Raw genomic sequence first — 26,108 nt, 5'->3', positions numbered from 1 at the left:
TGCGTCAAATCGCCGTCAGCGGCGCGTGGCGCAGCACCTGGAAGCGCGACGTGGCCGATGCCTGACGAAACAAGCCGATCCGGTCGATCTGCAGAGATGTGAGATCAAGTGTCGCGAACCGCTGCTGCAACATCGCCAGCACCGCTGTGCTGCGCTCGGGCGCAAGCCGGCCGGTCAGCGTCATGTGAAAGCGGAAATCGTCGCGCACATAGGGGTAGCCGAAGCGATCCAGGTGCTCGACCTGCCGCGGTGTCAGATTCTCCGGTTTGCGCCGTGCGCGATCTTCCGGTGTCATCGGTGCGCGGAACACCTCGAATTCTTCGACACAGGTCTGCGCCAATGCGGCGAGCTCAGTGGAGGGCGCATCCGGCACGACAGCTGTGAAGCCGCTGATGATACGAACCACCGGCGAGATTTTCGGGATGGTGCGGGGCATCCGGGCGAAGTCATCGAAAGCCGCGATCAGGTCGGCTTCGGTGCTGTCAGGCACCAGCGAGAACGGTGCCTTCAGCGTGGCGTGAAAGCCGTATTTGCGCGGGTCCTTGATGACAGCCGGCCAGTCAGGCGCCTGCATAATGAGATCGGCAGGCACCAGCATGTCATTGCCGGTGAAGGGATCGTAGCCGAGGATTTCAGCGCCGAAGCGGGAAAGGGCACTATTGGCATCGGGGGCGTAATAGATCGCGTAGCGCGGGAATTCAGTCATGGCCGCACCATAGAGCATGATCCCGAAAAGTGGAGGCCGGTTTTTCGGGAACGATCATGCTCAAGTAAGAGAGAGCCGCTTCACGCCGCGGCAATAGCTTTGCGGTGCATGGCGCGCGCCGGCTGAAGCCTTGTGGCATCGGTCAGATGCACGAGCTTGCCCTGCGCGATCACAGCGACGATGCGTGGGCGCACTGCGACGCTATCATCGACGAGCAGGAGATCCGCGCGGCGTCCATTGGCGATCTCGCCACGGTCGGTGAGACCGGCAGCTTTCGCCGGCGCGGACGAGATCAGCGCCCAGGCCTGCGGTAGCGACAGGATGCCGTCCTCGACCAGCCGGAAGGCCGCCAGCAATTGCGCGGGATAATAATAGTCGGAGGCGAGAATAGAGCAGAGGCCCTTGGCGATCATGTCGGATGCTTTGGTCCAGCCGGTATGGCTGCCGCCGCGCACCACATTGGGCGCGCCGAAGACGATGAAGTCGCCGGCCGCAGCCGCGGCCTTCGCGGTTTCTTCATTGATCGGGAATTCGGCGATTTTGACGCCGAGCTGACGGAAGTCGCCGCGCATGGCAGGGGTCGCGTCATCGTGCGAGAGCGTCGGCACACCCGCGGCATTCGCCGCCTTGGCCAGACGCGCGATCGAGGCCGGTACCTCATCAGTGCGCGACAGCACGCGATCGACCAGCTGGTCGAAGGCATCGCTGCTGAGCCCGGTGCGTTCCACCATCCGCGCGCGCTTCGCCGGCTTCGAGATCCCGGCGAGGTCCATGTGGTCGTTGAAGGCGAGGAGGTCGATGCGGCCGGCCTTCAGCCAGCCCATGATCTCGTCCTCCGCGTCGAGATTGAACGTCTCCTGACGCAGATGGAAGCGCGTGTCGGAAGCGAGCTTCGGCCGCAGCGTCTCGATGGCGTCCAGCAGCTTGCGGGCATTCTCCGCGCCGCGCAGGCCCGGCTCCCAGGACCATGTGGTGCCGTGAAACACCGTGGTGATGCCATTGGCGATGGCCTGCCGGTCGCTGTCGATCAAGGCGACATCGACCGGGAAGTCGACGCCGGGGCGCGGCATCAACTGCCGCTCGAAGGCATCGCCATGCAGGTCGACGATACCCGGCAGCACCAGCAGATCGGAGGCATCGAGGCCGAGCGCGCCATGGATTGCATCCGACCCGATGTCGGCAATCACGCCATCCGTAAGCTGCAGCGAAGTCTCGGTGATGTCCTGGCCGAGCAAAGTGCGTCCGCCATCGATGAAGATATCCGTCATGTCACTGCCATCTGCTTGGGCGCCTTGACGCCTTTATACTTGCTCAGGAAATCCTCGACCGGGAGCTTGCGGAAATCCGGCAGCGCCTGTCTTAGCATCTCGTGCTCCCAGTCCCACCAGGCGAGCTCCATCAGCCCGTCTTCCACAGTTTCCGAAAATCGCCGCCGCACCGGTCGCGCCGGATTGCCGGCGACGATCGTATAGGGGGCGACGTCCTTGGTCACGATGGCGCCGGCGGCGATCACCGCGCCAGTGCCGATCTTGCGGCCGGGCAGCACGATGGCGCCATGGCCGAGCCAGACATCGTGGCCGATGGTGCAGGGATGTTCGCGCCGCCAGGCAAAGAAGTCTGCGTCGTCGCTCTCGCCGGGGAAATAGGCGCTGGCGCGATAGGTGAAATGCGCCTGCGTCGCGCGGTGCATCGGGTGGTTGCCGGGATTGATCCGGATCATCGCCGCGATCGAGCAGAATTTACCGATCGTCGTGTAGGTGATCTGGCCGTCATTCACGACATATGAGTAGTCGCCCATTGTCACTTCCTGGAGGATCGTGCGCGCGCCGACTTCGGTGTAGGCGCCGAGCTTGGTATCGACGAGCTTGGCAGTGGGATCGACCGCTGGCGTGAGCGAGAGTTGTTTGCCGGCCATGTGACGCTCGTGCGACGGAAGAGGAATCGGTGGGTGATACATAAGTATATGCGCTGGCGCGCGGGCACCTCTTCGGTCGGCTTCGTGACGGTGTCGTGACGTCAGCATGAATTCGGGCGTGTTTTTCCCGCAACGACGATAACCCGTATGCGCAGGGCACATGTCACATCACTGTTAAACGCGGGCGTTACCGGTGGCGATGTCTATTGTCATTGGAGTGCCTCATGCTGGTGGTGGATAAGCTGACGTGCCGTTTCGGCGCCAAGGCTGCCGTCGATAACGCGTCGTTCGAGATCAAGCCCGGCGCATTCGTCGGCGTGATCGGTCGCTCCGGCGCCGGCAAGTCGACCATGCTGCGCATGATCAATCGTCTGGCTGAGCCGACCGATGGGCGCATCATGTTCGATGGCGTGGATGTCACTGCGCTCAAGGGGCGCGATCTGCGCAAGTGGCGCGCGCGCTCGGCGATGATCTTCCAGCAGTTCAATCTCGTCGGCCGTCTCGACGTACTGACCAATGTGCTGATGGGCCGTCTGGCCGAGATGCCGCAGTGGCGCTCGCTCACCCAGATGTGGCCCGAGAACGACCGTGCGCTGGCGATGTCGGCGCTGGAACAGTTCGACATGGCGCAATATGCCTCGCAGCGCGCCGACCAGCTTTCCGGCGGTCAGCAGCAGCGTGTCGCCATCGCCCGCGCTCTTGTGCAGCAGCCCGACATCATCCTCGCGGACGAGCCGATCGCATCACTGGATCCGCGCAACACCCGCATCGTCATGGATGCGCTGCTGCGTATCAACAAGCACTTCGGCATCACCGTGATGTGTAATCTGCACTCGCTCGATCTGGCGCGCACCTATTGCGATCGCCTGATCGGCATGTCCGCCGGCCGCGTCGTGTTCGATGGCGCGCCGTCCGCGCTCACCGAACATATTGCTCGCGAACTCTATGATCTCGAAGCCGACGAGGTGATGGGATCGGCGCATATGCCGACGCCCACCCGCGTTCCCGAATACGGTGTTGCTGCCGTCGCGTGATTGCCGTGCGTTGAAAGTATCGTGGTGACGTCATCGTACCGATGGCATCGCCGCGATAGATGCGCCTTCTGCCAAGAAAAAAGTTTCACCTCAGATCAAACAGGGACTGTCATGATCAACCGTCGCTCCATTCTGCTCAGCGCTGCCGCGCTGGCTTTCGCCGCTACCTCGGCTTCGGCTCAGGATTACAAGGCCAAGTATCCGGAACTGACCTTCGCCGTCGTTCCCGCCGAGAACGCCTCGGGCGTCACCGAGCGCTGGGCGCCGTTCGTCGCCTATCTGTCGAAAGAGCTCGGCATGAAGGTCAATCTGCGTATCGCCAATGACTACGCAGCCGTCATCGAAGGTCAGCGTTCCGGCAACATCCACATCGCAAGCTACGGCTCGGCCTCGTTCGCACGCGCCCGTCTCACCGGCGTCAAGACCGATGCCTTTGCCAACGACATCAACATCGATGGCTCGACCGGTTACTACTCGGTATTCTTCGTTAAGGCGTCGAGCCCCTACAAGTCGGTCGACAATCTGAAGGGCAAGAACCTCGGCCTGGTCGATCCGAACTCGACCTCGGGCAACAACGTGCCGCGCTTCGAGCTGGACAAGATGGGTATCTCCGATGCCGACACCTATTTCAGCAAGGTCGTGTTCACCGGCAGCCATGAAAACGCGATGCTCGCGCTGTCGCAGGGCACCGTCGATGTCGCCGCCAACCAGTGGACCAACGACAACGACTCGACGCTGCAGCAGATGCTGACCAAGGGCATGCTGAAGAATGCCGATGGTTCGGCGATGAAGAAGGAAGACTTCCGCATCATCCACAAGTCGGCCCCGATCATCAACGGCCCCTATGCCTATAGCTCCGACCTGCCGGAAGAGCTCAAGGTTGCCATCGCCAAGGCCTTCACCGACGCGCCGATCAAGGACAAGGCCGCATTCGACAAGCTGTCGGACGGCCAGAAGAAGGGCTTCCACGCCGCGACCACCAAGGATTGGGACGCCACCATCGACCTGATCAAGTTCGTCGACGCACTTCGCAAGAAGAAGGCGTCTTGATCGCCTGATCATTGAAGGGAGCCGGATCAGAAATGGTCCGGCTCCTTTTCTGTGTCTGATCCCAGATAGGCCCGCACATCATGTCCGCCACCGTTTCCATTCTTCCGGCTCCGCAGCTCGCTGCGCTGAACGACGCCTACCGCAAGGCGGTCGCGCGCCGGCGCTTGCGCACGATGCTCGTCGTGGTCGCTTGCTTCGCCGCGCTCTTCGTCGCGGCATTGGGTGCCGAGGTCAATGTCAGGACCTTCGTGGAGAAGATCGGAAACTTCGGCAGCTATTTCGATCGCATCTTCACGCTCGAAGCCGGCACCCGGGTCTGGACCGACGTCAATGAATGGTTCTGGGGCTGGAAGAAGTGGCTGTCGCTGCTCGGCGAGACCGTGCTGATCAGCTATGTCGGCACACTGATCGGTGCCGTGCTGGCTTTCGGGTTGAATTTTCTCGTGGCCGAGAACACAGCGCCCTCAGCGTCGCTGCGCTTTGTCGTGCGCCGCTTCATGGAATTCTGCCGCACCGTGCCGGATATCGTGTTCGCGCTGATCTTCGTCATCGCCTTCGGCCTTGGCCCGATGGCCGGCGTGCTGGCGATTGCGATCCATTGCGTTGGGGCGCTTGGCAAGCTCTATGGCGAGATCGTCGAGAATATCGACATGAAGCCGGTGGAAGGCATTCGTTCGACCGGCGCGGGCTGGATCGACTGCATGCGCTTTGCAGTGCTGCCGCAGGTCGTGGCAGGCTTTGCCAGCTACACGTTGCTGCGCTTCGAGATCAATGTGCGCGGCGCCTCCGTGATGGGGTTTGTCGGCGCCGGCGGCATCGGTCAGGAACTCGTCGTTGCTGTCAGAAAGTTTTATTATTCGGACGTCAGTGCGATCCTGCTGATGATCATCGTCACCGTGTTCATTATCGACATCGCCACTGGCTGGTTGCGCGGCCGTCTGTTCGGCAAGGAAGCCAGATCATGAGCAGGCAGCCTGATATCGATACTCAGGAGTTGCGCGGACGCTATCCTGACGTCTTCAACCGCCCGATGGCCTCGCGTGCTGGCGTGCCCGCGATTCTGGTCGCGGCGTTGGCATTGTTCGTCTTCGGGCTCAATGAACTCGATTTCTCGCCGGCGCGGATGTGGACCGGCCTGCGCGAACTCGGCTGGATCACCATGATGATGATCCCGCCGAATCCTGGCTCGTCACTGTCTGCTTATCTGCAGGCGATGGGCGAGACGCTGTCGATTGCGCTGCTCGGCACGACCCTCGCAGCCGTGTTCGCGCTGCCGGTCAGTCTGCTCGCCGCACGGAACGTCATTCCGTCGGCCTGGCTGCGCTTTCCGGTCCGGCGGTTTCTGGATTCTATCCGCGGGGTCGATACGCTGATCTGGGCACTGGTCTGGATCAATGTCGTCGGTCTCGGTCCGTTCGCCGGCGTGCTGGCGATCGCTATTTCGGATTTCGGCGCGTTCGGCAAATTGTTTTCGGAGGCTATTGAGGCCGCCGACAAGAAGCAGGTCGAAGGCATTCGGGCCTCCGGCGGCGGCGCGCTGCATGAGATTCGCTTCGGCCTGATGCCGCAGGTGCTGCCGGTGATTGCCGGTCAGGTGCTGTATTTCATTGAGTCCAACACCCGCTCGGCCACCATCATCGGCATCGTCGGCGCGGGTGGCATCGGATTGCAACTCGCGGAACAGATCCGCGTGCTGGAATGGCAGAAAGTGTCCTTCCTGATCCTGATGATCCTGGTCGCGGTGGCGGCAATCGACTGGATTTCCAGCCGACTGCGCTTTGCCATCATCGGCCGCCGCGCGGTGGCGTAATCACGCCGCCGCCTTGTGGCGCTCCTGCTCGGCCTTGAACAGCTCGAACTCTTCGGTGATCGCGCGCAGGATGCTGGGCCGCTCACGCAGGCGCTTGTGATAGGCCTTGATCGCCGGCCAATTGTTCAGATCGACCTCCGGCAACACCATCGTCCAGTTCAGCACTGTCACCAGATACGCATCGGCGACGCTGAACCTGTCGAGCAGGAACTCACGGCCGGTGAGATGGTTCTCGAGATAGGTCAGTCGCGACTGGCCGTTCTGCAGCGTATAGGCCTTCATCTCGGCCGGCGCTTTCTTGGCGAGCAGGGGGACGAAAAATCCCTTGTGCAGTTCGGTGCCGATGAAGCAGAGCCACTGCTGCAGCAGGCTGCGGTCGATGCCCGAGCCCGCCGCGATCGAAGAGTGTGGAAACCAGTCGGCGACATGCTGCAGGATCGCGGCATTCTCGGTGAGGATCACGCCATCGTCGGTACGCAGCGTCGGCACCAGCCCCAGCGGATTCACGCTGCGGAAATCCGAACCATCATTGCGGACCTCCTTGCTCAGCGGATCGACCTCGAGGAATTGCGCAGCACTGCCGGCCTCTGCCTCATACAGCGCGATACGTGTCGCCATCGAACAGGCCATCGGGGAGAAGTACAAATCCATGGAAGCCTCCTTGAGCTGACGGACCATTGCGGTCGATCCGTTGATTGATTTTCGTACTGTTTCGCATAATATAAATCCGGTCAAGGAATTTAGTGCGAAATGGTACAAAAAAAGAAGAGCGCCGTTGTGGAAGCAAAGCCGGAGCTACCTGCCGAGCCGAAGCGACGGGGGAGGCCGCGCGCCTATGAGCCGGACGTGGCGCTGGGGCAGGCGCTGGCGCTGTTTCGCAGGGATGGTTATGCCGCGACGTCGCTCGACGATCTCAGTGCTGTGACTGGTATGAACCGGCCGAGTCTCTATGGCGCCTTTGGCGACAAACGCGCGCTCTATATCAAGAGCTACCAGCGCTACCGCGAGGATTACACGGCGCCGATGGTCGATATCTTCAAGGCCGATATCGACATTCGCGAACGGTTACGGCGCTTCTTCACGGTCGCGCTCGATATTTATCTGTCGGGCGAACAGCCGCGCGGCTGCTTTACTGTTATGACGGTGGCGTCGGACGCCATCGCCGATCCCGAGATTCGTGCACTCGTCCATCAGGGCTTTGCGGATGTCGATGACGCTTTTGGCTGGTGCTTCCGCACTGCGGTGAAGCGTGGCGAGCTGCCTGAAGCGACCGATATCGCCGTGCTCTCGCAGATGGCGTCCGCGACGTTATATTCGCTGGCGGTTCGCGCCCGAGCTGGCGTTCCCCGCACCGAATTGCAGGCCATTGCCAACGGTGCGGTCAGCATCCTGTGTCGGGCTGTCGCTTGATCGGTTCTGCACGCTGACGCGTCTGCGGAACCTGCTCAGCATTCGCCGCGCTCCCAACAATAATTTCCGCTAACCTGTCGGCATCGCACCGTGCCGACCGTCTTTCATCCAAGGAGCCCCCATGCTGTACGCTATCCTCTGCTACCATGATGAAGCCGTTGTCGGCGGCTGGTCGAAGGACGAAGACGACGCCGTGATGGCGAAGCTCGCCGTCGTGCACGGCAAGCTCGCGCAGCAGGGCCGGCTCGGCCCCGTGGCGCGGCTGCTGCCGACGACTGCGGCGACCACGCTGCGCAAGGACGAGCCGCCGGTGGTGCTGGACGGCCCCTTCGCCGAAACCAAGGAACAGTTGCTCGGCTTCTATGTGGTCGAGGCGGAAAATCTCGATGGCGCGCTGGAGATTGCGCAGGACCTCGGCCGTGCCAATCCCGGCGGCGCCTATGAGATCCGGCCCATTGGCGTTTTCCACGGAGCGTTCCAGCCATGACCGATGTCGCCTGGATCGATGCGGCGCTGACCTCGGCGCGTCCCCAGGCGCTCGGCGCGCTGCTGCGCTATTTCCGCAATCTGGACACTGCGGAGGAGGCCTTCCAGAACGCCTGCCTGCGCGCGCTGAAGACCTGGCCGCAAAACGGTCCGCCGCGCGATGCAGCGGCCTGGCTCATCATGGTTGGCCGCAACGTCGCCATTGACGATATCCGCCGCGGCGCGAAGCAGCAGCCGCTGCCGGACGACGACCATGCGATCTCCGATCTGGATGATGCCGAGGCCGAACTGGCGGAGCGTCTCGACGGCTCGCATTATCGCGACGATATCCTGCGGCTGCTGTTCATCTGCTGCCACCCGCAGCTCCCGGCGACGCAACAGATCGCGCTGGCATTGCGGATCGTTTCGGGCCTGACGGTGAAGCAGATCGCCCGTGCCTTTCTGGTGTCGGATGCCGCGATGGAACAGCGCATCACCCGCGCCAAATCTGCCGTGGCCAAGGCCAATGTGCCGTTCGAGACGCCCGGCGCGCCGGAGCGCAGCGAACGTCTCGCTGCCGTGGCTGCCATGCTCTATCTGATCTTCAACGAGGGCTATTCGGCGTCAGGTGAAAGCATCGATCTGCGCTCCCCGTTGTGCGAGGAGGCGATCCGCCTGGGGAGGCTGCTGCTCAAGCTGTTTCCCGCCGAGCCGGAGATCATGGGCCTTGTCGCGTTGATGCTGTTGCAATACGCGCGCTCGGCGGCGCGCTTCGATGCCAATGGTGCGCTGGTGTTGCTCGACGATCAGGACCGCACACTGTGGAACGGCAAGATGATCGCCGAAGGCCTGGCGTTGATCGACAAGGCGATGCGCCATCGCCGCACCGGCGCCTATCAGATCCAGGCGGCCATTGCTGCGCTCCATGCCCGCGCGGCCAAGCCGGAAGATACCGACTGGGCGCAGATCGAACTGCTTTATGGGTCGCTGGAAATCCTGCAGCCGTCGCCGGTGATCACGCTCAATCGCTCGGTGGCGGTGTCGAAAGTGCGCGGCGCCGAAGCGGCACTGGAGATGATTGCGCCACTGGCCGCGAAACTTTCAAATTACTTCCACTTTTTCGGCGTGCAGGGGGCTTATCTCATGCAGCTCGGCCGCAATGACGAAGCCCGCGAGAGCTTCAACCGTGCCATCGCGCTGGCCAATACGTCGGCAGAGGCCGATCACATCCGGATGCATCTCGACCGGCTGATGCTGGAGAGCAAGGCGGAGGTTGCGATCAAGGCCAAGAACAAGGCAGCCGGTCCGAAATAATTCTGATGGCTGTGTCGGATTGTGCCCGCGCCGTTCGTCTTTGAGACAACACTGCCATTCGAACCGCAGGACCATTTCATGCCCAACTCCCGTGCCTCACTCTGGATAGGCCGCATTCTCAGTGCCCTCGTGATCCTCTTCCTGGTCATGGACGGCGGCATCAAGCTGGTGCCGATCAAGGAGGTCACCGAGACCATGCAGCTGCTCGGCTATAGCGGCAGCGTCAATCAGGCGCGTCTGCTGGGCATCATCACGCTGCTCTGCGCCTTGCTCTACGCGGTGCCGCAAACGTCGATCCTCGGCGCGATCCTGCTCACCGGGCTGCTCGGTGGCGCGATGGCGACGCATCTGCGCGTCGACAGCCCGTTGTTCACGCATCTGTTGTTTGGCTTTTACATCGGCGTGATGGCATGGGGCGGGCTGTACCTGCGCGATCCCCATTTGCGCGCGATGATCCCGATCCGCCCCCAAAGTCTTTAACCGGAGGAAAGAACGATGCAGGTCAATCCCTATCTTCACTACAACGGCAATTGCGAAGAGGCCCTCAATTTCTATGTGAAAGCGATCGGCGCCAAGATCGACGTCATCATGCATGTGGAAGGCTCGCCTGCGGCGGAACAGATGCCGCCGTCGATGGCCAAGAAGGTGCTGCATGGTCAGATCTCGGTCGATGGCGCGGTCATCATGGCTTCGGACGCGCCGCCGGATTATTTCGAGAAGATGCAGGGCATGTCGGTCTGTCTGCAGATCAAGGATGCTGCAGATGGCGCCAAGGTCTTCGCGGCATTGTCCGAGGGCGGCACCATCAAGATGCCGTTCGGCGCCACGTTCTGGTCAAAGGGATTTGGCATGTGTGTCGATAAATTCGGCGCGCCCTGGATGATCAATTGCGCGTTTGAATAAGCGTGGGCTTTCTTCCTTAACCTCTCCCCGCATCCCGCGAAGCGAAGCTTCGCTAGGCGGGGAGAGGTCGCCGCATCTTTGCCGCGGGTAAAGGGCAGGGCACAATGCCAACCGCTTGATTGGCGTCTGGGGTTCACTTCCGCTACAAGGCGCCCCGAGAGATCATTGGTGTTGTGAGAGGCCGTACCTTGCCCCTCATTCCAGCCGGCGTGTCACGATCAGCGATCAAAAGCTGCGCTACGGCCACGTTGAACAAGAAAAGAAAATCCCATGTCCGCCTTTACCCGCAACGCCGTCGTGCTCGGCCTGCTCTCTGCCGTCGGCCCCTTCGCCATCGACATGTATCTGCCGGCGCTGCCGGCGATCACGGCCGACCTGCACACCACGACGTCGGCGACGCAGATGACGCTGATCGCATTCTTCATCGCGTTCGGCCTGTGCCAGATCGCCTACGGTCCGCTATCCGACGTCTATGGCCGCAAGGCGCCGCTTTATGCGGGTCTCACGCTGTTCATCGCCGGCTCGATCGGCTGTGCACTGGCGTCGGGTGTGGCCTGGTTGATCGCGTTCCGCTTCGTGCAGGGTCTCGGTGCCGCCGCCATGGGCGTGATTCCGCGCGCCATCATTCGCGACCTCCACACCGGCGTCGAGGCGACGAAACTGATGTCGCTGGTGATGCTGGTCTTCTCGGTGTCGCCAATCCTCGCGCCGCTCGGCGGCAGCGCGCTGATCGCGCCGTTCGGCTGGCGCGCGGTGTTCGTCGCAACGACCATCGCGGCCGTCATTGCCCTTGTGTTGGTGGCCTCGTTGCTGCCGGAGACGCGCCCTGCGCATGAGCGCATCTCGGGCAGTGTGCGCAATGTGCTCGGCAGCTTCGGCGAACTCCTGCGCGACTGGCACTTTCTCGGGCTCACCTTCATCGGCGGCCTCGGCATGGCGAGCTTTTTCGCGTTCCTCGCGACATCGTCTTTTGTTTATATCGGGCACTACGGCCTGACGCCGACGGAATACAGCCTGGCCTTCTCGGTCAATGCCATTGGCTTCATCGGCGCCTCGCAATTTGCTGGTTTCCTCGGTGGGCGTTTCGGTATGGGCCGCGTTGTGATGGCGGCGGTGTCGGCCTATGCGTTTTTCGCAGTCGTGCTGCTGGCGCTGACACTGGCCGGCTTCACCAGCCTTGCCCTGCTGATTCCGCTGCTGTTTGTGTCCTTCGCTTTCCTTGGTCTCGTGATCCCGTCGACCATGGTGCTGTCGCTGGAGAACCATGGCCCTATCGCCGGCATCGCCTCCGCCCTGGGCGGCACGCTGCAGATGGTCAGTGGCGGCGTGATGATCGGCGTATCCGGGCTATTCTTCGACGGCACCTCGCTGCCGATGGTCGCGACCATTGCCTGCACGGCGGTCGGTGCGCTTGCCGTCAGTATCGCCACGCTACGCCCGCGCGAACTTTCGCCGCAGCTCGCGGAGTAGTAAAGCTGCTAGGCTGCGCGCCAACGTGGTCGAGGTGAGGATGGGACGAATGTCGTTCGGTCTGACATTTGCGGCGGCGATGGGTTCTGGCCTGATGGCCGGGTTGTTTTTCGTGTTCTCGGTCACGGTGATGACCGCGCTCGGCAAGCTGCCGGCGCCGGCCGGTATTGCTGCGATGCAGTCGATCAACAGCACAATTCTCAGTCCGCTGTTCCTCATCGCTTTCATGGGCACGGTGCTGCTCAGCGTCATCATCGCTGTGATTGCGGTGCTGAACTGGTCGCATCCGGCATCACCCTACCTCGTCACGGGGGCGATGCTCTATACCGTCGGCACCTTCCTCGTCACCGTTGTCTTCAACGTGCCGCTGAATGACGCGCTCGCAGTCGCGTCCGCCGACAGCGCCGAGGCCGCAAGTCTATGGACACGCTATCTGTCGGTCTGGACCGGCTGGAACCACGTGCGCACGGTGGCATCTATCGGCGCGCTGGCTTTTTTTATGCTGGGGCTGCGCGTTCTCTAGAGCGTTTTCGAGCGAAGTGGGTACCGGTTCGCCTCAGAACCGATACGTCGCGGTGCTCAGCAGCGTGCGGCCCATGCCGTAAAAGCAGTCGCCGAACGACAGACAGGTGGCGATATTGCGGGTGTCGGCAATATTGGTCGCATTGAACTGCAGACGCCACGGGCCATTGTCCCAGCGGATCATGGCATCGAACAGCGTGTAGTCGGGCGTGCGTAGCACGTCGATGCCGTCCCAGGATTCGCCGATATAGCGCACACCGGCGCCGACGGTGACGTCAGGCAGGCCGAGCGACGCCAGGCGATATTTTCCCCACAACGATGCCTGCTGCTGCGGCACGCTGGCGACGCGCTTGCCAGCATTGTCACCGGACTCGATGCGCGCGTCGGTGTAGGCGTAGGCGCCGATCAGGTCGAGATTGGGGGTGACGCTGGTCAGCACTTCCAGTTCGGCGCCCTTGATCCGCACCTGGCCGGTCTGGATCGAGAAGATCGGATTGGACGGGTCGCCCGACAGCCGGTTCTTCTCGGTGGTGTCGTAAAACGCGACATTGATCGCTGTGCCGGCGAACGGATTGTACTTGACGCCGACCTCATACTGCTCGCCGCGCACCGGTTTGCAGAATGTGGCGCAGGTGCCGGCACCGAAAATCGGATTGAACGACTGCGCCCAGGACACATAGGGTGTGATGCCGAACGGCAGTTCGTACATCAGCGCGGCGCGGCCGGTGGTGGCCCTGTCGTTCTGGGTGGGCAGTCCCTCGACACTGTAGCTGACATAGTCCTGCCGCACGCCGAGCAGCGCCAGCCATGGCCCCAGCCGCATCTGGTCCTGCGCATAGAAGCCGGTCTGGCCCTGCTTCGCCTGCGGATCGCCGGTCAGCGACGCCGAGAAGCTGGTATAGACCGGTGCATACAGGTCGAACGGCCGTGGATCGATGCCAGTGCCGGTGCGGGTTTTCTCGTGCAGGCCGAGATAGTCGATGCCCACCAGCACCTTGTGCGACACCGGTCCGGTCTGCAGCTTGATCTCGGCATTGCTGTCGGAGGTGAAGGCATCCTTCGCGGCCTGGCGGGCGTAGTAGATTCGCTGCACGGTACGCCGGCCGGCATCGAGGAATGGATTGGTCGGGTTGGAATACAGGTCCGGGTACATGATGGCGTAATCGCCGTCGGTGTGGCTGTAGCGGAAGCTCTGCTTGATCTTCAGCGCATCGCCGAAGCTCTGCTCGTAGAGGCTGGTGACGCCGCCGGTGGTGATGTTGTAGCGATCGTAATTCGGTTCGCCGGCGAAGCGGTTGACCGGGATGAAGCCGTTCGGGCCGGGCTTCAGCACGCCTTCGATGGGCAGGAAAGCGCTGAACGAGCTGGACTTGTCCTTCTGGTAGTTGCCAAGCACGGTCCAGGAGATGTCATTGGTCGGGCGCCAGGTCAGCGACGGCGCCAGCAGGATGCGGTCATTCGGCACATAGTCGACCTGCGAATTGGAGTCGCGCAGCACGCCGACGAAGCGATACAGCCACTCGCCATCCTTGGTCAGCTTGCCGGTGGAGTCCATCTGCAATTGCTTGCGGTCGAAGGAACCATACTGCACGCCGATCTCGTTGCGGGATTCGGCCTGCGGGCGCTTCGACACTTCGTTGAGCACGCCGCCGGTGGACGAGCCGCCGTACAACACGGATGATGGCCCGCGTAGCACTTCGATGCGCTCGAGCGCGTAGGGATCGCGGCGCCATTCCAGCACCTGGCTGAGCCGCGAGCCCTGCATGCCGTCGAGATAGCGGCTCGGCTCCTGGCCACGGACCAACGTGTAGTCGCCGCGGGCATCGCCGCCGAACGGATCGGCAGTCACGCCCGGCACATAGCGCAGGGTTTCCTGGACAGACAGGCCGCCCTGGTCGGTGATGCGATCGGCGGTCACGACCGAGATTGACTGCGGCGTCTCGCGGAGTGGCGTGTCGGTCTTGGTGCCGCCCATGCCGCGATTGGCGAGATAGCCCTGCACCGGGCCGGCGGCGGTTTCCGCGCGAGCGCCGGGAGCCGCGGTGGCAGCAGCAACCGGCGCATTGTTACGCGTCGCGGCTTGACGCGTTGCACGCGACCGCGCCGTGGATGTGCGGGTCGCTCGCGCACGCGCCGCCGGTCGAACGGGTTGATCCACCACCACGGCTGGCAATGCGGTGCTGCCTTGCGGCGATTGCGCCTGCGATGGCGTCGTGATCAGCGCCAGCATCGGCAGCGCCGTCCCGGCCAGCCATCCCAGATATGTGGAAGATTTGAATGTCATTGCCCGCACCCCATTACCAAGTGGTGCAGGCGACTTATCACGCAGCGACGTACCCGGAAGACGTCCGGCGCGTCATACATTTAGTCTGGAACTATTATTTCTCTAAGGTGGCGGATGTGCACGAAGGAGCCTGCAACCGTGCAATCCGGATGATGCTGCACGTCATCCGGGCGTTGATCTTCGCTAGCCGTTGATGCCCTCGCGCCGCAGCGTCGGCAGGCCGATGCCCGTGGCGTCGAAACCGCCGTCGACCGCCAGCATCTGGCCGGTGATGTAGCTCGACCGGTCGCTGCACAGGAAGAAGATCGCATCCGCGAGTTCGTCCTCGCCGCCATAACGATTCAGCGGAATCGCATCGTGATAATCGGCGCGGATCGCCGGCGTGTGCACGGCCTTGGCCATCGCGGTTTCCACCGGGCCCGGCGCCACCGCATTGACGCGGATGCCGAGCAGCGCCAGTTCGACCGCGGACTGCTTGGTGAAGTGAACGATGCCGGCCTTGCTGGTGCCGTAGGCGACGCGCAGCGTGGACGCGCGCAGCGCCGAGATCGAGGCGATGTTGACGATGGCGCCGCCCCCGTGCTCGCGCATCAAGGGTGCCGCGGCCTTGGTGCACAGGAACGGGCCGGTGAGATTCACCGCCATGATGCGTTCCCATTCCTCCAGCGTCGTCTCGAGCAGAGGCTTGAAATTCGCGATGCCGGCATTGTTGACCAGCGCATCGAGCCGGCCGAAGCGGGCCTGCGTGGCGGCAAAGGCTTGATCGACAGCCGCGGCGTCGGAGACATCCGTATGCAGCGCCAGCGTGTTGTCTGGATCGCTCAGCGCCTTGACGCTGGCGTCCAGCAGCTCGCGCTCGATATCCAGCAGCGCGACGCGATAGCCCTCGCCGAGAAAGCGCTTGGCCACGGCAAGGCCAATGCCGCGTGCGGCGCCGGTGACGAGTGCAACCTTGCGAATCTGTTCCTTGCCGTCAGCCTTGGTCATGTCCTGCCCTGTCGTCTTGATCATTGCAGGGCTGTTTAGAGAACGAGAACGGCCGGGACAAGCCCGACCGTTCTGCGATCAGGTGACGGCAGAGCTCAGAATCGATAGGTCGCGGAGCCCAGCACCGTACGCCCCATGCCCGGGAAGCAATCGCCGCGGGCAAGGCAGGTGGTCATGTGGCGCTTGTCGGCGAGGTTGGTGGCATTGATCTGCAGCCGCCACGGACCGGTCTCGTATTTGATCATCGCATCGAACAGCGTGTAATCCGGCGTCTGCAGCGTGTCGGTGCCGTCCCAGGAGACGCCGATGTAGCGCACGCCGCTGCCAATGGTGACCTCGCGCAGGCCGAGCGCGGTCAGCCGATAGGTGCCCCAGAGCGAAGCCTGTTGCTCCGGCACAGTCTCGATATGCTTGCCGGCATTGTCGCCGCTCTCGACCTTGGCATCGAGATAGGTATAGGCGCCGATCAGATTGAGATCCGGCGTGACCTTGGTGATGACTTCCAGCTCCGCGCCGCGGATACGGACCTGACCGGTCTGAATCGAGATCAGCGGATTGGTCGGGTCAGAGGCGAGACGGTTTTTCTCGACGGTGTCGAAGATCGCGCCGTTGATCGCGGTGCCAGGGAATGGATTGTACTTGAAGCCGACCTCATAGATCTCGCCGCGCTGCGCCTTGCAGATATCGGCACAGACGTTGGCGCCGAACACCGGATTGAACGAGGTCGCATAGGTCACATAGGGATTGAAGCCAACCGGCGTCTCATACATCAGGCTGGCGCGCCCGGTTGTCGCCCGCGTGTCCTCGTCAGGGCTGCCGGTGACACGGTTGCCGACGAAGTCCTGCCGGATGCCAAGCGTGGCGAGCCATGGACCGTAGCGGAGCTGATCCTGTGCATAGAGGCCGAGCTGGTTCTGGCGCACGCGGGGATCGTCGAACAGTTCGGGTGCGATGGTTGTGGTGTAAACCGGCGAATAGAGATCGAACGGTGTCGGATCAAAGCCGCCGCCGGTGCGACTGCGTTCGTTGATCTCGCGATAGTCGGCACCCACCAGCACCTTGTGGCTGACCGGACCGGTGAGGAACTTGAATTGGAGATTGTTGTCCATGGTGAGCTGGTCGCGGATCGTCTCCTGATTGGAGATGAAGCGCGCCACCGTCCGCCGCTCGGGATCCAGGAAGGGATCGGCGGGGTTCGAGAAGCTGTCCGAATAGCCGGTGCGGTAGATGCCTTCGACATGGGCGTAGCGCAGGTTCTGCGTGAATTTCACGGCGTCGTTGAAATAATGCTCGAAGATGCTGCCGATGGCGGCGGTTTCGGTCTGGTACAGATCGTAGCCGGGATAGCCGGCGAAACGGGTGATGGGGATCAAGCCGTTGGGGCCGGGATAGAGCATGCCTTCATGCGGAAGGAAGCTGGTCGCCGTGCTCGACTTGTCTTTCTGATAGAAGCCCTGAACGGTCCAGTTGGTGTTCGTGGTCGGCCGCCAGGTGAGCGATGGGGCGAGCAGGATGCGGTCGTCCGGCGCGAAGTCGGTCTGCAAGTGACCGTCCCGGAACACGCCGACAAAACGATAGAGCCATTCGCCGTCTTTGGTCAGTTTACCCGTTGTGTCCAACTGGATCTGCTTGCGTCCGAAATTGTCGAACTGCACGCCGATCTCATTGAAGCCGTCTGCCCGCGGCCGTTTCGAGATCAGGTTGATCAGGCCGGCGACCGAGGTGTCGCCATACAGCACGGAAGGCCCACGAAACACCTCGACGCGCTCCAGCATATAGGGGTCTTGCCGCCATTCGCTGAACTTGTAGCTGTTCACCACGCGGGTGCCGTCAAGGAAGATGTTGGGGTCCTGACCACGGATGCGCGGATAGTCGCCGCGTGAATCCATGCCATAGGCATCGGCGAACACGCCGGGCACATAGCGCAGCGCTTCCTGGATATTGGTCACGCCTTGATCGGTCATGCGGTCAGCGGTCACCACCGAGATCGATTGCGCGGTTTCGCGCAGCGGCGTGTCGGTCTTCATGCCGGTGGTGCTCTGCCCGGCGAGATAGCCTCGCACAGGGCCGGTGCCGGATTCAAAGACTGCGGCAGCCGGCGTGGTGGCGGGCGCTGTCGATCCCCGGGACGCAGTCCGACGGCTGGCCGATGACCGCGCCGCCTGCGAACGCTGCGGACGTGCCGGCGTGGCACGCGGTTTGGACTGCTCGACAACGACGGGCGGAAGCTGGCTCTGCGCCTGTGCCGGAGCTGCGATCGCGAAGGTCATAAGAACTGCGATAGACGCTCCGAAGAGTCGCTGTGAGGTTTGGGAAATGGCCACGCTTACGCTCCTTAGCTAATTTTCAGCTAAGTCGGTAACGCGCGCGTGAGCTGGTGTGAACGGTAAATGGCCGTTTCCACAGGGCCCCCGCTTAGTATCGTTCTACTTTTCAAATCTGTATGGTTCCGTCGGCCCTCCTGCATGAATTCTGCTTCCTCTGCATCGAGAAAGGGCCATGGCATGTCGGGAACTGCAAAGCCCATTCGTCCTTGAGTGACGGCATCGTCGGTGCCCATGCGCCGGCGATGCATCTTGCAGACCTGACAGGAGGAACCATGTCACTCACGCTCCACTATCATCCGCTGTCGTCCTATTGCTGGAAGACGCTGGTCGCTCTCTACGAGAACGACACGCCGTTTACGCCGCATATGGTCAATCTCGGCGACGAGGCCGAGCGCGCGGCGCTGTTGAAACTGTGGCCGATCGGCAAATTCCCGGTGCTGCAGGACGATGTGCGCGGCGCCGTCGTTCCGGAGTCCTCCATCGTCGTCGAATATCTCGACCGGCATTTCCCCGGCCGCACCCGTTTCATCCCGGATGGCGATGCTGGCTTGCAGATGCGGCTGCGCGATCGCTTTTACGATCTCTATGTGCACACGCCGACCCAGAAGATCGTCGGCGACCGTCTGGTGCCGGCGGACAAGAAGGATCCGCATGGGGTCGCCATGGCGCGAGCGCAGCTCACCACGTCCTATGGCATGATCGACAAGCAGATGGCGACGAACGCGTGGGCGATGGGCGCAGCGTTCACGCTCGCCGACTGTGCAGCCGCGCCGGCGCTCTATTACGCGAACAAGGTGCATCCGTTCGGAGACGCGCATCGCAACGTCTCGGCCTATCTTGGCAGGCTGCTGACGCGTCCATCATTCGCGCGGGTGGTGAAGGAGGCAGAGCCGTACGCACATATGTTTCCACAGGAGTGAGCATCATGAGTGCCGACAAGGCCGGGATCATCCGTGACCTGTTTGCAGCTTATCTGCGCAACGACCGCGCCGCCGTCGAAGACGCGTTCACCGATGATTTTACGTTCACGAGCCCGTTCGACGATGCCATCGACAAAACGACATACTTTGCGCGCTGCTGGCGTGTCGCCGACTGGATCGCGCAGCACGATCTCGAACGTATCGCCGCCGACGGCGATACGGCTTTCGTGACCTATCGCTGCGTCGCCAAGGACGGCAAGAGCTTTCGCAATACCGAGGTGTTCGGATTCGATGGCGATCGCATCAGGTCGATCGATGTGTATTTCGGCGCGAGTTACAAGAATGGGGTGTTTCAGAAGCAGGCGTCGTAATGCCACATGACCTCTGAAATAATTTCATATCCCTTGTCGGTCAGGCAAAGAGCCAATCGTCATATTTGCAGTCAAACCTTCAAACGGAGAACGACAAATGCGTTTCATGGTGATCGTGCATGCAAACAAGGACACCGAAGCCGGCGTGATGCCGTCGACGGAACTGCTGACCGCGATGGGCAAGTTCAATGAGGAGATGTGCAATGCCGGCGTGATGCAGGCCGGCGAGGGGTTGCACCCGACGTCGAAAGGCGCGCGGATCACCTTCACCGGCAGTGAGCCGACGGTGAAGCAGGGGCCATTCGATGTGACGCGCGATCTGATTGCCGGCTTCTGGCTGATCGACGTGGCCTCCAGGGACGAGGCGATCGCGTGGATGAAGCGCGCGCCGTTCGCGGCCGGCGACGAAATCGAGATCCGTCAGGTGTTCGCGGCCGAGGATTTCGGCGAAGCCCTCACGCCCGAGTTGCGCGAGAAGGAAGAGCGCCTGCGCGCGCAAGCCGCCAGGAAATAAGCGACGAGATCAAAGAGGATCGAGATCAACGAGGACCACAACCATGCGATTTATGATGCTGATGATCCCCGGCGGCTATGAAACTGCGGCGCCGGGCACCGTGCCGGAGGATGTCGAGCGCGTCGCCGCGATGATGGCCTATAACAAGGCGCTGATGGACGCCGGCGTGCTGATCACCTGCGACGGACTGCACCCGCCATCGATGGGCGCGCGGGTATCCTTTCCATCCGGCAAGCCGGTGGTGACCGATGGGCCGTTCGCGGAGTCCAAGGAAGTGCTCGGCGGCTACTGGATGATCGACGTTGCCTCGCGCGATGAGGCCATCGCCTGGGCTAGTCGCTGCCCGGCGACGCCCAACGAGGTGATCGAGATCCGCCAGGTGCAGGAAATGGCCGATTATCCGGAGGACGTGCAGGCCGTGGCCTCGGGATTCGAGGAGATGCAGACCACCGCGAAGCGGCTCGGCTGAGGCGAAATCACTGCGACGGGCATGAAACACTCGTATCGCAGGATGGCCGCATGCCTGCCGCAGGATTTCCGCATGCGGCGGGCGTTGATTTGCTGAGGGAATTTGCGCCGGTCACACCGTTTTGGTGTGACCTTTTGGCCCAGCTCATGTTAAAGCCATTCACATGAGCTGGCACAAGGACCGTCGCGGCGAGCGCGGCTATCACCACGGAAACTTGAAAGAGGCGCTGCTGCAGGCGGCGCTCGGGCTGATTGCGGAGAAGGGGCCGGCGGGCTTCACCTTCGCCGATGCCGCACGCACGGCCGGCGTCAGTGCCGCCGCACCGTACCGCCACTTTCGCGATCGCGACGATCTCCTTGCCAGCATTGCGCAGCGTGGCTTTGAGCAGTTCGAGCAGGTGCTGACCGCAGCCTGGGATGACGGGCGGCCGGATACAGTCACGGCCTTCGAGCGGATCGGCAAGGCGTATCTGAACTTCGCCCGCACCGAGCCGGCCTTCTATTCGGCGATGTTCGAGTCGGGAATCCCCGTAGATTCCAGCCCTGAACTGGCCGCCGCGGGCGAACGCGCCTTCGCCGTCATACGCGCCGCGGCCGAACGTCTGGCGGCGCTGACGCCGCCGGGTGTGACGCGTCCGCCGGCGATGATGATGGCGCTGCATATCTGGTCGCTGTCGCACGGCGTGGCCTCGTTGTTCGGCCGCGGCGATGCCGCGCGGCGCAAATTGCCGATGTCGCCGGACGACCTGCTGGAGGCCGGTGCGCTGATTTATTTGCGCGGACTGGGCTTTCCAACCGACCAAAACGTCCACAAGTCCGACACATCGACGGCGCCCAAATCAGGGCCCTGGGGAACCGCCCCAAAATAATTCGCGGCGCTCCCCTTGCGGGCGCCTTGACAAAATCTGGCTGTGGTTTACGTATGTAAATGTTATTTACATTCACAAGCGGCATCGTGCTGCTGATGGAGAGGAAAATGGCCAACGCTGCAGATTACAATCGATGGGGTCCGCCCGCCGATGATCGGGTGTCCTACCAGATGCGCTCACCATGGCACATCATACTGATCGTGCTCGGTTTTATCGTCTGGTGGCCGGTTGGCCTCGCACTTCTCTTCTTCACACTCGGGAGCAGAAAAATGGGTTGCTGGGATCGTAACGGCCGTTTCGAGAACAAGATGGAGCGGATGCAGTACAAGATGGAGCGCATGCGCAACCGCATGGAGCGTCATGGCTTCGGCTTCGGCCAGCCGACCTCCGGCAACCGCGCTTTCGACGAATACCGCGTCGAAACCCTGCGCCGCCTTGAGGAAGAGCAGCACGAATTCAAGAACTTCCTCGATCGCCTGCGTCACGCCAAGGACAAGGAAGAGTTCGACGCGTTCATGGCGCAGCACCGCCCGAAGCCGACCCCGCCGTCAGATAACAATCAGCCGCAGGGCTAACAGCCCGGAACTGATTGGCGTCAGGCGATAACGCCCCCTTCGCCCGATGCCGACATCGCCGCCCGCCTGATCGTTCAGGCGGGCGGTTTTGCTTTGTCACGGGCCCTTCACGAACAAGCGAATACCGCTTCATTTCTCGGCCAAAACACGCTTTGGTAACTCCGCATTAACCATGCCTGGCGTCTGGTAAAAGCCGCAGAAACGCGTGCAAGCCCTTGTTTTGACATGTTGGCAGGGAATTTAGGGCTCGGCTTCGGACAAGCCCTCCATGCGACACAACAAGAACATTGCACTGGCGTTCCGCGCCGCGCGCGATGCGTGGCCGCGACACCAGCGATGAGCAAGTCGCTGGCAAATTGAGGATTTTTGCGTTGAGAGGATACCGTTCATGAATCCGGCCGATGTGGCGCAGTCAGCCCTGCCGCTGGCTTCATCCGACGTTTCGCTGATCGCGCTGTTCCTGCAGGCGCACTGGATCGTGAAAGCGGTCATGCTGGGACTGCTGGGCTGTTCGGTGTGGGTCTGGGCGATCGCGATCGACAAGATTTTCCTGTATTCGCGCACCCGTCGCGCCATGGACCGGTTCGAGCAGGCCTTCTGGTCCGGCGAGTCCATCGAGGATCTGTATCGTGCGCTCTCCGCCAAGCCGACGCAGTCGATGGCGGCGTGTTTCGTCGCGGCCATGCGCGAGTGGAAGCGGTCGTTCGAAAGCCAGGCACGCTCCTTCACCGGTCTGCAGATGCGGATCGACAAGGTGATGAACGTCTCCATCGCCCGCGAGGTCGAACGCCTCGAGCGCCGGCTTCTGGTGCTGGCGACCGTCGGTTCGGCCGGCCCCTTCGTCGGTCTGTTCGGCACCGTCTGGGGCATTATGTCGAGCTTCCAGGCGATTGCCGCCTCGAAGAACACGTCGCTCGCGGTGGTCGCCCCGGGCATCGCGGAAGCGCTGTTTGCCACCGCCATCGGCCTTATCGCTGCCATCCCGGCGACTATTTTCTACAATAAATTCACGTCAGAAGTGAACAAACAGGCCCAGCGCCTGGAGGGGTTTGCGGACGAGTTTTCAGCGATCCTGTCGCGCCAGATCGACGAGCGCGCCTGATGGCTGATGCATTGAACCTTGAAGTGAGCATCCGGTCATGGGGATGAATATGGGCTCGGGCGGTGGTGGCGGAGGTCGGCGCGGGCGCCGGCGTGCTGCTGTCATGGCCGAGATCAACGTCACCCCGATGGTCGACGTCATGCTCGTGTTGATGATCATCTTCATGGTGTCGGCGCCGCTGATGACCTCGACCATCGATATCGATCTGCCGATCGCCAGCGGTGGCAAGTCGATGTCGCAGAATACGCCGCCGCTGACTGTTTCGGTGAAGCGCACCGGCGGCGGCTGCAATTCGGCAGTCGAGACCTATGTCGGCGACGCCCTGGTTCCGGCGAGCGAACTGGCGACCAAAATCACTGCGATCCGTGCCACGCGTTCGGAAACCGACAACACCGTGTTTCTCCGTGGCGACCGGGACGTTTGCTACACGGACATGATGAAATTGCTCGGCACGGTCCGCGCCGCCGGGTTCAAGGCCAATATCGTGATCCTGCCGGAGCAGGGGACGTAAGATCATGATGCAGGCACCAGCAGGGGCAGGACGGGAAATCTGATCGTGAAGGTCGACAAGACACTCATTGCATCGGTGGCCTTGCACGTGATCGTGATCGGGTGGGGACTTCTCACGTTCTCGTCCAAGGCGCTCGAAGTGATGCCGGAGGATTCCGTCGCCGTTGACGTGATCTCCGACGATCAGTTGGCAAAAGCCATGGCCGGCGCGAAGACCGGCAAGAAGGAAAATCCGAAGCCGAAGGTCGAGAAGGTCGCCGAGGCCAAGCCGCCGGTCGAAGATGCGGTCGGCAAGATCGACGACAAGAAGGCTCCGGTGATTACCGAGGTGGCGCCGAAGGAACAGCCGAAGACCGAGGACAAGGCAGCAGCCGAGGCCGCAGCGAAAGCCGAGGCGGCAGCGAAGGCGGCTGAAGCGAAAGCTGCGGCAGACGCGAAAGCCAAGGCAGCAGCCGAGGCCAAGGCGGTTGCCGATGCCAAAGCAGAAGCTATGGCAGACGCGAAGGCCGAGGCGGACGCCAAGGCCCAGGCGGATGCGAAGGCAAAAGCGGAAGCTCAGGCCAAGGCAAAAGCAGAGGCTAAAGCCAAAGCTGAGGCGAAAGCCAAGGCGGACGCTGAAGCGAAAGCCAAGGCCGAAGCAAAGGCTCAGGCGGAAGCCAAGAAAGCCGAGCGCGTGTTCGACCAGTCGAAGATCGCGGCGCTGATCGACAAGCGCGATCCGACGCGCCATTCGGTGACGGGATCCGACCTTAATCCGAACGAGGCGCTAGGCCTCTCGAAGGGTAATGCAAGCAACAACGTTGCTACCTGGGGCGCGATGTTCAAGTCGCAGGTCGAACGCTGCTGGAAGAAGCCCTATGGCGGCGTCGAGGCGCAGATGATCGAGTCGGTTTTCAGTATCAAGCTGAAGCGTGACGGTTCTCTGGAAACGACGCCGGTTGGCATTAGCAATCCATCAACGCCCTATTTCCGCGTCTATCAGGAGAGCGCCTTGCGCGCGATTATCGAATGCGCGCCGTATAAACTGCCTGCAGCGTTTTTCGAAGAGTGGAAGTTTTTTGAACCCGTTTTCACCGAACGACGGTCATGAGCACGTCAACCTCGAAGTTGACGATCACGAATACCGAGCAAAGTCCGCAATAATGACTGACAAGAATGGATTGCCCCCGATGTTGTTTCGCCCGAGCCGCCGACAGATCATCACCGGAATGGCATCGACAGGCCTCTTGATGGGCACCGGCGCGCGCACTGCATTCGGGCAGGCACGCGTGCAGATCACTGAAGGCAATGTGGCGCCGCTGCCGATCGCGATCCCCAATTTCTCGGCGGGCACCGGCGCAGACAATGAAGTGAGCGTTGGCGTCTCGCAGGTCATTACCAACAACCTGAAGCGCAGCGGCCTGTTCGCGCCGATCGATCCGGCGGCCTTCGTCGAGAAGTCGGTAAACATCGACGCGCCGCCGAACTTCGTGAACTGGAAGACCGTCAACGCGCAGGCGCTGGTTACCGGCCGCATGACCCGTCAGGGTGATGGCCGTCTCAAAGCCGAATTCCGGCTGTGGGACGTCGCCACCGGTCAGCAGCTCGCCGGCCAGCAGTATTTCACGTCGCCGGAATACTGGCGCCGCATCGCCCATATCATCTCGGACCAGATTTATGAGCGTCTGACCGGCGAAAAGGGCTATTTCGACAGCCGCGTGGTCTTCGTTGACGAGACCGGCTCCAAGGAGCGCCGCGTCAAGCGATTGGCTCTGATGGATCAGGACGGCGCCAATGTGCGCTACCTGACCCGCGGAGCGGATCTCGTGCTGACGCCGCGGTTCTCGCCGTCCACGCAAGAGATTACCTATATGGAATTCGGCCAGGGCGATCCCAAGGTTTATCTGTTCAACATCGAGACCGGTCAGCGCGAAATCGTTGGCAACTTCCCCGGCATGTCGTTCTCGCCGCGTTTCTCGCCGGATGGCCAGCGCGTCATCATGAGCCTGCAGCAGGGCGGCAATTCCAACCTGTTCGTCATGGACCTGCGCTCCAAGTCGACGACGCGCCTCACCGACACCCCGGCGATCGACACCTCGCCGTCCTATGCGCCGGATGGCTCGAAGATCTGCTTCGAGTCGGATCGCGGCGGCAAGCCGCAGATCTATGTGATGAGCGCCAATGGTGGCGGTGCCCAGCGCATCTCGTTCGGCGAAGGCAGCTACTCGACCCCGGTCTGGTCGCCGCGCGGCGACTACATCGCCTTCACCAAGCAGGGCGGCGGACAGTTCTCGATCGGCATCATGAAGCCGGACGGGTCCGGCGAGCGTCTGCTGACGTCGGGCTATCACAACGAAGGTCCGACCTTCGCGCCGAACGGTCGCGTGATCATGTTCTTCCGCGATACGGGAGCGGGGCCATCGCTCTTTACGGTCGACGTGTCCGGCCGCAATGAACTCAAGGTCCCGACACCGGGCTTTGCGTCCGACCCGGCCTGGTCGCCATTGTTATCGTAAACAAATGATTGGCGGCGATGGGCGGATTACGAGCTATTCCCGGCAAACTTTGCCCACCGCGCTGAAATCACGAGTAGATTTGCTGTT

At 62.1% G+C, this 26,108-nt stretch carries 28 protein-coding genes; 21 read left to right on the top strand and 7 right to left on the bottom strand.

The features are described from left to right. Positions 1 to 4 precede the first annotated feature (4 nt). The 3 genes from AB8A27_RS01505 to AB8A27_RS01495 all read right to left on the bottom strand — a co-directional run bounded on the left by AB8A27_RS01505 (position 5) and on the right by AB8A27_RS01495 (position 2,621). Positions 5 to 706: a DUF1045 domain-containing protein gene (locus tag AB8A27_RS01505; RefSeq protein ID WP_441240371.1), complete on the bottom strand. Its 702-nt coding sequence runs from the start codon at positions 704 to 706 to the stop codon at positions 5 to 7. A gap of 80 nt (positions 707 to 786) precedes the next feature. Further along, complete coding sequence (locus tag AB8A27_RS01500; protein ID WP_441240370.1) at positions 787 to 1,974, bottom strand: alpha-D-ribose 1-methylphosphonate 5-triphosphate diphosphatase; 1,188 nt, start codon at positions 1,972 to 1,974, stop codon at positions 787 to 789. Continuing rightward, the gene (locus AB8A27_RS01495) at positions 1,971 to 2,621 is read right to left on the bottom strand and encodes a chloramphenicol acetyltransferase (RefSeq protein ID WP_441240369.1); all 651 of its coding nucleotides are present in this window, start codon (positions 2,619 to 2,621) and stop codon (positions 1,971 to 1,973) included. The genes AB8A27_RS01500 and AB8A27_RS01495 overlap by 4 nt, the downstream gene beginning before the upstream one ends. Positions 2,622 to 2,845: 224 nt before the next feature. Here AB8A27_RS01495 and phnC point away from each other — a divergent pair, with 224 nt between their 5' ends. The 4 genes from phnC (at position 2,846) to phnE (AB8A27_RS01475) (ending at position 6,515) form a co-directional block, all read left to right on the top strand. After that, complete coding sequence (phnC, locus tag AB8A27_RS01490; protein ID WP_441240368.1) at positions 2,846 to 3,655, top strand: phosphonate ABC transporter ATP-binding protein; 810 nt, start codon at positions 2,846 to 2,848, stop codon at positions 3,653 to 3,655. A 111-nt stretch (positions 3,656 to 3,766) separates the two neighbouring features. Continuing rightward, on the top strand, positions 3,767 to 4,705 hold the full coding sequence (gene phnD / locus AB8A27_RS01485; RefSeq protein ID WP_441240367.1) for a phosphonate ABC transporter substrate-binding protein: 939 nt from the start codon (positions 3,767 to 3,769) through the stop codon (positions 4,703 to 4,705). Between the two features lie 80 nt (positions 4,706 to 4,785). Then, complete coding sequence (gene phnE / locus AB8A27_RS01480) at positions 4,786 to 5,670, top strand: phosphonate ABC transporter, permease protein PhnE (protein ID WP_441240366.1); 885 nt, start codon at positions 4,786 to 4,788, stop codon at positions 5,668 to 5,670. Next, the gene (gene phnE / locus AB8A27_RS01475) at positions 5,667 to 6,515 is read left to right on the top strand and encodes a phosphonate ABC transporter, permease protein PhnE (protein ID WP_441240365.1); all 849 of its coding nucleotides are present in this window, start codon (positions 5,667 to 5,669) and stop codon (positions 6,513 to 6,515) included. Before phnE (AB8A27_RS01480) ends, phnE (AB8A27_RS01475) begins: the two co-directional genes overlap by 4 nt. On the opposite strand, the gene AB8A27_RS01470 is transcribed toward phnE (AB8A27_RS01475), so the two are convergent. Next, complete coding sequence (locus tag AB8A27_RS01470; RefSeq protein ID WP_441240364.1) at positions 6,516 to 7,166, bottom strand: glutathione binding-like protein; 651 nt, start codon at positions 7,164 to 7,166, stop codon at positions 6,516 to 6,518. Positions 7,167 to 7,265: 99 nt separating this feature from the next. On the opposite strand from AB8A27_RS01470, the gene AB8A27_RS01465 reads away from it, so the two are divergent. The 7 genes from AB8A27_RS01465 (at position 7,266) to AB8A27_RS01435 (ending at position 12,600) form a co-directional block, all read left to right on the top strand. After that, positions 7,266 to 7,925: a TetR/AcrR family transcriptional regulator gene (locus tag AB8A27_RS01465; protein WP_441240363.1), complete on the top strand. Its 660-nt coding sequence runs from the start codon at positions 7,266 to 7,268 to the stop codon at positions 7,923 to 7,925. 121 nt (positions 7,926 to 8,046) lie between these two features. Then, the gene (locus tag AB8A27_RS01460; protein WP_092139199.1) at positions 8,047 to 8,412 is read left to right on the top strand and encodes a YciI family protein; all 366 of its coding nucleotides are present in this window, start codon (positions 8,047 to 8,049) and stop codon (positions 8,410 to 8,412) included. Continuing rightward, positions 8,409 to 9,704 carry an RNA polymerase sigma factor gene (locus AB8A27_RS01455; protein ID WP_441240362.1) on the top strand — a complete coding sequence of 432 codons (1,296 nt, stop codon included), beginning with the start codon at positions 8,409 to 8,411 and terminating at the stop codon, positions 9,702 to 9,704. The genes AB8A27_RS01460 and AB8A27_RS01455 overlap by 4 nt, the downstream gene beginning before the upstream one ends. A 78-nt stretch (positions 9,705 to 9,782) precedes the next feature. Beyond that, positions 9,783 to 10,184, top strand: a complete 402-nt coding sequence (locus AB8A27_RS01450; RefSeq protein ID WP_441240361.1) for a DoxX family protein — start codon at positions 9,783 to 9,785, stop codon at positions 10,182 to 10,184. Between the two features lie 15 nt (positions 10,185 to 10,199). Beyond that, a complete protein-coding gene (locus tag AB8A27_RS01445; protein ID WP_092139195.1) occupies positions 10,200 to 10,607 on the top strand; it encodes a VOC family protein in 408 nt (135 codons plus the stop codon). A gap of 270 nt (positions 10,608 to 10,877) precedes the next feature. Next, the gene (locus tag AB8A27_RS01440; protein ID WP_441240360.1) at positions 10,878 to 12,077 is read left to right on the top strand and encodes a multidrug effflux MFS transporter; all 1,200 of its coding nucleotides are present in this window, start codon (positions 10,878 to 10,880) and stop codon (positions 12,075 to 12,077) included. A gap of 49 nt (positions 12,078 to 12,126) precedes the next feature. Continuing rightward, complete coding sequence (locus AB8A27_RS01435) at positions 12,127 to 12,600, top strand: anthrone oxygenase family protein (protein ID WP_441240359.1); 474 nt, start codon at positions 12,127 to 12,129, stop codon at positions 12,598 to 12,600. Between the two features lie 33 nt (positions 12,601 to 12,633). Here AB8A27_RS01435 and AB8A27_RS01430 read toward each other — a convergent pair whose 3' ends face one another. The 3 genes from AB8A27_RS01430 to AB8A27_RS01420 form a co-directional block, all read right to left on the bottom strand. Beyond that, complete coding sequence (locus AB8A27_RS01430) at positions 12,634 to 14,883, bottom strand: TonB-dependent siderophore receptor (protein ID WP_441240358.1); 2,250 nt, start codon at positions 14,881 to 14,883, stop codon at positions 12,634 to 12,636. Positions 14,884 to 15,066: 183 nt separating this feature from the next. Further along, positions 15,067 to 15,894 (bottom strand): SDR family NAD(P)-dependent oxidoreductase, encoded by an 828-nt coding sequence (locus AB8A27_RS01425; RefSeq protein WP_441240357.1) that lies wholly within the window; start codon positions 15,892 to 15,894, stop codon positions 15,067 to 15,069. Between the two features lie 71 nt (positions 15,895 to 15,965). Beyond that, positions 15,966 to 18,140: a TonB-dependent siderophore receptor gene (locus AB8A27_RS01420; protein ID WP_441240356.1), complete on the bottom strand. Its 2,175-nt coding sequence runs from the start codon at positions 18,138 to 18,140 to the stop codon at positions 15,966 to 15,968. A gap of 329 nt (positions 18,141 to 18,469) precedes the next feature. Between AB8A27_RS01420 and AB8A27_RS01415 the strand changes: the two genes are divergently transcribed. The 10 genes from AB8A27_RS01415 (at position 18,470) to tolB (ending at position 26,021) form a co-directional block, all read left to right on the top strand. Continuing rightward, positions 18,470 to 19,117 (top strand): glutathione S-transferase family protein, encoded by a 648-nt coding sequence (locus tag AB8A27_RS01415; protein ID WP_441240355.1) that lies wholly within the window; start codon positions 18,470 to 18,472, stop codon positions 19,115 to 19,117. A gap of 5 nt (positions 19,118 to 19,122) precedes the next feature. Further along, entirely contained in the window at positions 19,123 to 19,488 is a 366-nt protein-coding gene (locus AB8A27_RS01410; RefSeq protein WP_441240354.1) for a nuclear transport factor 2 family protein, read from the top strand. Between the two features lie 97 nt (positions 19,489 to 19,585). Then, on the top strand, positions 19,586 to 20,002 hold the full coding sequence (locus tag AB8A27_RS01405) for a YciI family protein (protein WP_441240353.1): 417 nt from the start codon (positions 19,586 to 19,588) through the stop codon (positions 20,000 to 20,002). A gap of 43 nt (positions 20,003 to 20,045) precedes the next feature. Continuing rightward, positions 20,046 to 20,471, top strand: coding sequence for a YciI family protein (locus AB8A27_RS01400; RefSeq protein ID WP_089261981.1), 426 nt, complete (start codon positions 20,046 to 20,048; stop codon positions 20,469 to 20,471). 163 nt (positions 20,472 to 20,634) lie between these two features. Further along, positions 20,635 to 21,339 (top strand): TetR/AcrR family transcriptional regulator, encoded by a 705-nt coding sequence (locus AB8A27_RS01395; protein WP_441240352.1) that lies wholly within the window; start codon positions 20,635 to 20,637, stop codon positions 21,337 to 21,339. A gap of 107 nt (positions 21,340 to 21,446) precedes the next feature. Then, on the top strand, positions 21,447 to 21,914 hold the full coding sequence (locus tag AB8A27_RS01390) for a DUF2852 domain-containing protein (RefSeq protein WP_441240351.1): 468 nt from the start codon (positions 21,447 to 21,449) through the stop codon (positions 21,912 to 21,914). Between the two features lie 388 nt (positions 21,915 to 22,302). After that, the gene (gene tolQ, locus AB8A27_RS01385; protein ID WP_092139178.1) at positions 22,303 to 23,016 is read left to right on the top strand and encodes a protein TolQ; all 714 of its coding nucleotides are present in this window, start codon (positions 22,303 to 22,305) and stop codon (positions 23,014 to 23,016) included. Positions 23,017 to 23,053: 37 nt separating this feature from the next. After that, the gene (locus tag AB8A27_RS01380) at positions 23,054 to 23,527 is read left to right on the top strand and encodes an ExbD/TolR family protein (RefSeq protein ID WP_092139176.1); all 474 of its coding nucleotides are present in this window, start codon (positions 23,054 to 23,056) and stop codon (positions 23,525 to 23,527) included. A gap of 45 nt (positions 23,528 to 23,572) precedes the next feature. Next, on the top strand, positions 23,573 to 24,616 hold the full coding sequence (tolA, locus tag AB8A27_RS01375; protein WP_441240350.1) for a cell envelope integrity protein TolA: 1,044 nt from the start codon (positions 23,573 to 23,575) through the stop codon (positions 24,614 to 24,616). 52 nt (positions 24,617 to 24,668) lie between these two features. Then, positions 24,669 to 26,021: a Tol-Pal system beta propeller repeat protein TolB gene (gene tolB / locus AB8A27_RS01370; RefSeq protein WP_115034020.1), complete on the top strand. Its 1,353-nt coding sequence runs from the start codon at positions 24,669 to 24,671 to the stop codon at positions 26,019 to 26,021. Positions 26,022 to 26,108 lie beyond the last annotated feature (87 nt).

It is taken from the genome of Tardiphaga sp. 768_D3_N2_1, assembly GCF_052076105.1.
In the GTDB taxonomy this organism is placed as follows: Bacteria; Pseudomonadota; Alphaproteobacteria; order Rhizobiales; family Xanthobacteraceae; genus Tardiphaga.
The sequence above is the reverse complement of the archived record's forward strand: the minus strand, read 5'-3'. Positions and strand labels throughout refer to the sequence as shown.

Bases quoted from the DNA above. Each gene is read 5' to 3' on its own strand.
- AB8A27_RS01430 (WP_441240358.1), bottom strand. From the start codon at position 14,883: ATGACATTCAAATCTTCCACATATCTGGGATGGCTGGCCGGGACGGCG.
- tolQ (WP_092139178.1), top strand. From the start codon at position 22,303: ATGAATCCGGCCGATGTGGCGCAGTCAGCCCTGCCGCTGGCTTCATCC.
- AB8A27_RS01395 (WP_441240352.1), top strand. From the start codon at position 20,635: ATGAGCTGGCACAAGGACCGTCGCGGCGAGCGCGGCTATCACCACGGA.
- phnE (WP_441240366.1), top strand. From the start codon at position 4,786: ATGTCCGCCACCGTTTCCATTCTTCCGGCTCCGCAGCTCGCTGCGCTG.
- AB8A27_RS01445 (WP_092139195.1), top strand. From the start codon at position 10,200: ATGCAGGTCAATCCCTATCTTCACTACAACGGCAATTGCGAAGAGGCC.
- AB8A27_RS01400 (WP_089261981.1), top strand. From the start codon at position 20,046: ATGCGATTTATGATGCTGATGATCCCCGGCGGCTATGAAACTGCGGCG.
- tolB (WP_115034020.1), top strand. From the start codon at position 24,669: ATGACTGACAAGAATGGATTGCCCCCGATGTTGTTTCGCCCGAGCCGC.
- phnE (WP_441240365.1), top strand. From the start codon at position 5,667: ATGAGCAGGCAGCCTGATATCGATACTCAGGAGTTGCGCGGACGCTAT.
- AB8A27_RS01500 (WP_441240370.1), bottom strand. From the start codon at position 1,974: ATGACGGATATCTTCATCGATGGCGGACGCACTTTGCTCGGCCAGGAC.
- phnD (WP_441240367.1), top strand. From the start codon at position 3,767: ATGATCAACCGTCGCTCCATTCTGCTCAGCGCTGCCGCGCTGGCTTTC.
- AB8A27_RS01465 (WP_441240363.1), top strand. From the start codon at position 7,266: ATGGTACAAAAAAAGAAGAGCGCCGTTGTGGAAGCAAAGCCGGAGCTA.
- AB8A27_RS01450 (WP_441240361.1), top strand. From the start codon at position 9,783: ATGCCCAACTCCCGTGCCTCACTCTGGATAGGCCGCATTCTCAGTGCC.
- AB8A27_RS01405 (WP_441240353.1), top strand. From the start codon at position 19,586: ATGCGTTTCATGGTGATCGTGCATGCAAACAAGGACACCGAAGCCGGC.
- AB8A27_RS01420 (WP_441240356.1), bottom strand. From the start codon at position 18,140: ATGACCTTCGCGATCGCAGCTCCGGCACAGGCGCAGAGCCAGCTTCCG.
- AB8A27_RS01495 (WP_441240369.1), bottom strand. From the start codon at position 2,621: ATGGCCGGCAAACAACTCTCGCTCACGCCAGCGGTCGATCCCACTGCC.
- AB8A27_RS01380 (WP_092139176.1), top strand. From the start codon at position 23,054: ATGGGGATGAATATGGGCTCGGGCGGTGGTGGCGGAGGTCGGCGCGGG.
- AB8A27_RS01470 (WP_441240364.1), bottom strand. From the start codon at position 7,166: ATGGATTTGTACTTCTCCCCGATGGCCTGTTCGATGGCGACACGTATC.
- AB8A27_RS01415 (WP_441240355.1), top strand. From the start codon at position 18,470: ATGTCACTCACGCTCCACTATCATCCGCTGTCGTCCTATTGCTGGAAG.
- phnC (WP_441240368.1), top strand. From the start codon at position 2,846: ATGCTGGTGGTGGATAAGCTGACGTGCCGTTTCGGCGCCAAGGCTGCC.
- AB8A27_RS01440 (WP_441240360.1), top strand. From the start codon at position 10,878: ATGTCCGCCTTTACCCGCAACGCCGTCGTGCTCGGCCTGCTCTCTGCC.
- AB8A27_RS01460 (WP_092139199.1), top strand. From the start codon at position 8,047: ATGCTGTACGCTATCCTCTGCTACCATGATGAAGCCGTTGTCGGCGGC.
- AB8A27_RS01410 (WP_441240354.1), top strand. From the start codon at position 19,123: ATGAGTGCCGACAAGGCCGGGATCATCCGTGACCTGTTTGCAGCTTAT.
- AB8A27_RS01390 (WP_441240351.1), top strand. From the start codon at position 21,447: ATGGCCAACGCTGCAGATTACAATCGATGGGGTCCGCCCGCCGATGAT.
- AB8A27_RS01455 (WP_441240362.1), top strand. From the start codon at position 8,409: ATGACCGATGTCGCCTGGATCGATGCGGCGCTGACCTCGGCGCGTCCC.
- AB8A27_RS01425 (WP_441240357.1), bottom strand. From the start codon at position 15,894: ATGATCAAGACGACAGGGCAGGACATGACCAAGGCTGACGGCAAGGAA.
- AB8A27_RS01505 (WP_441240371.1), bottom strand. From the start codon at position 706: ATGACTGAATTCCCGCGCTACGCGATCTATTACGCCCCCGATGCCAAT.
- AB8A27_RS01435 (WP_441240359.1), top strand. From the start codon at position 12,127: ATGTCGTTCGGTCTGACATTTGCGGCGGCGATGGGTTCTGGCCTGATG.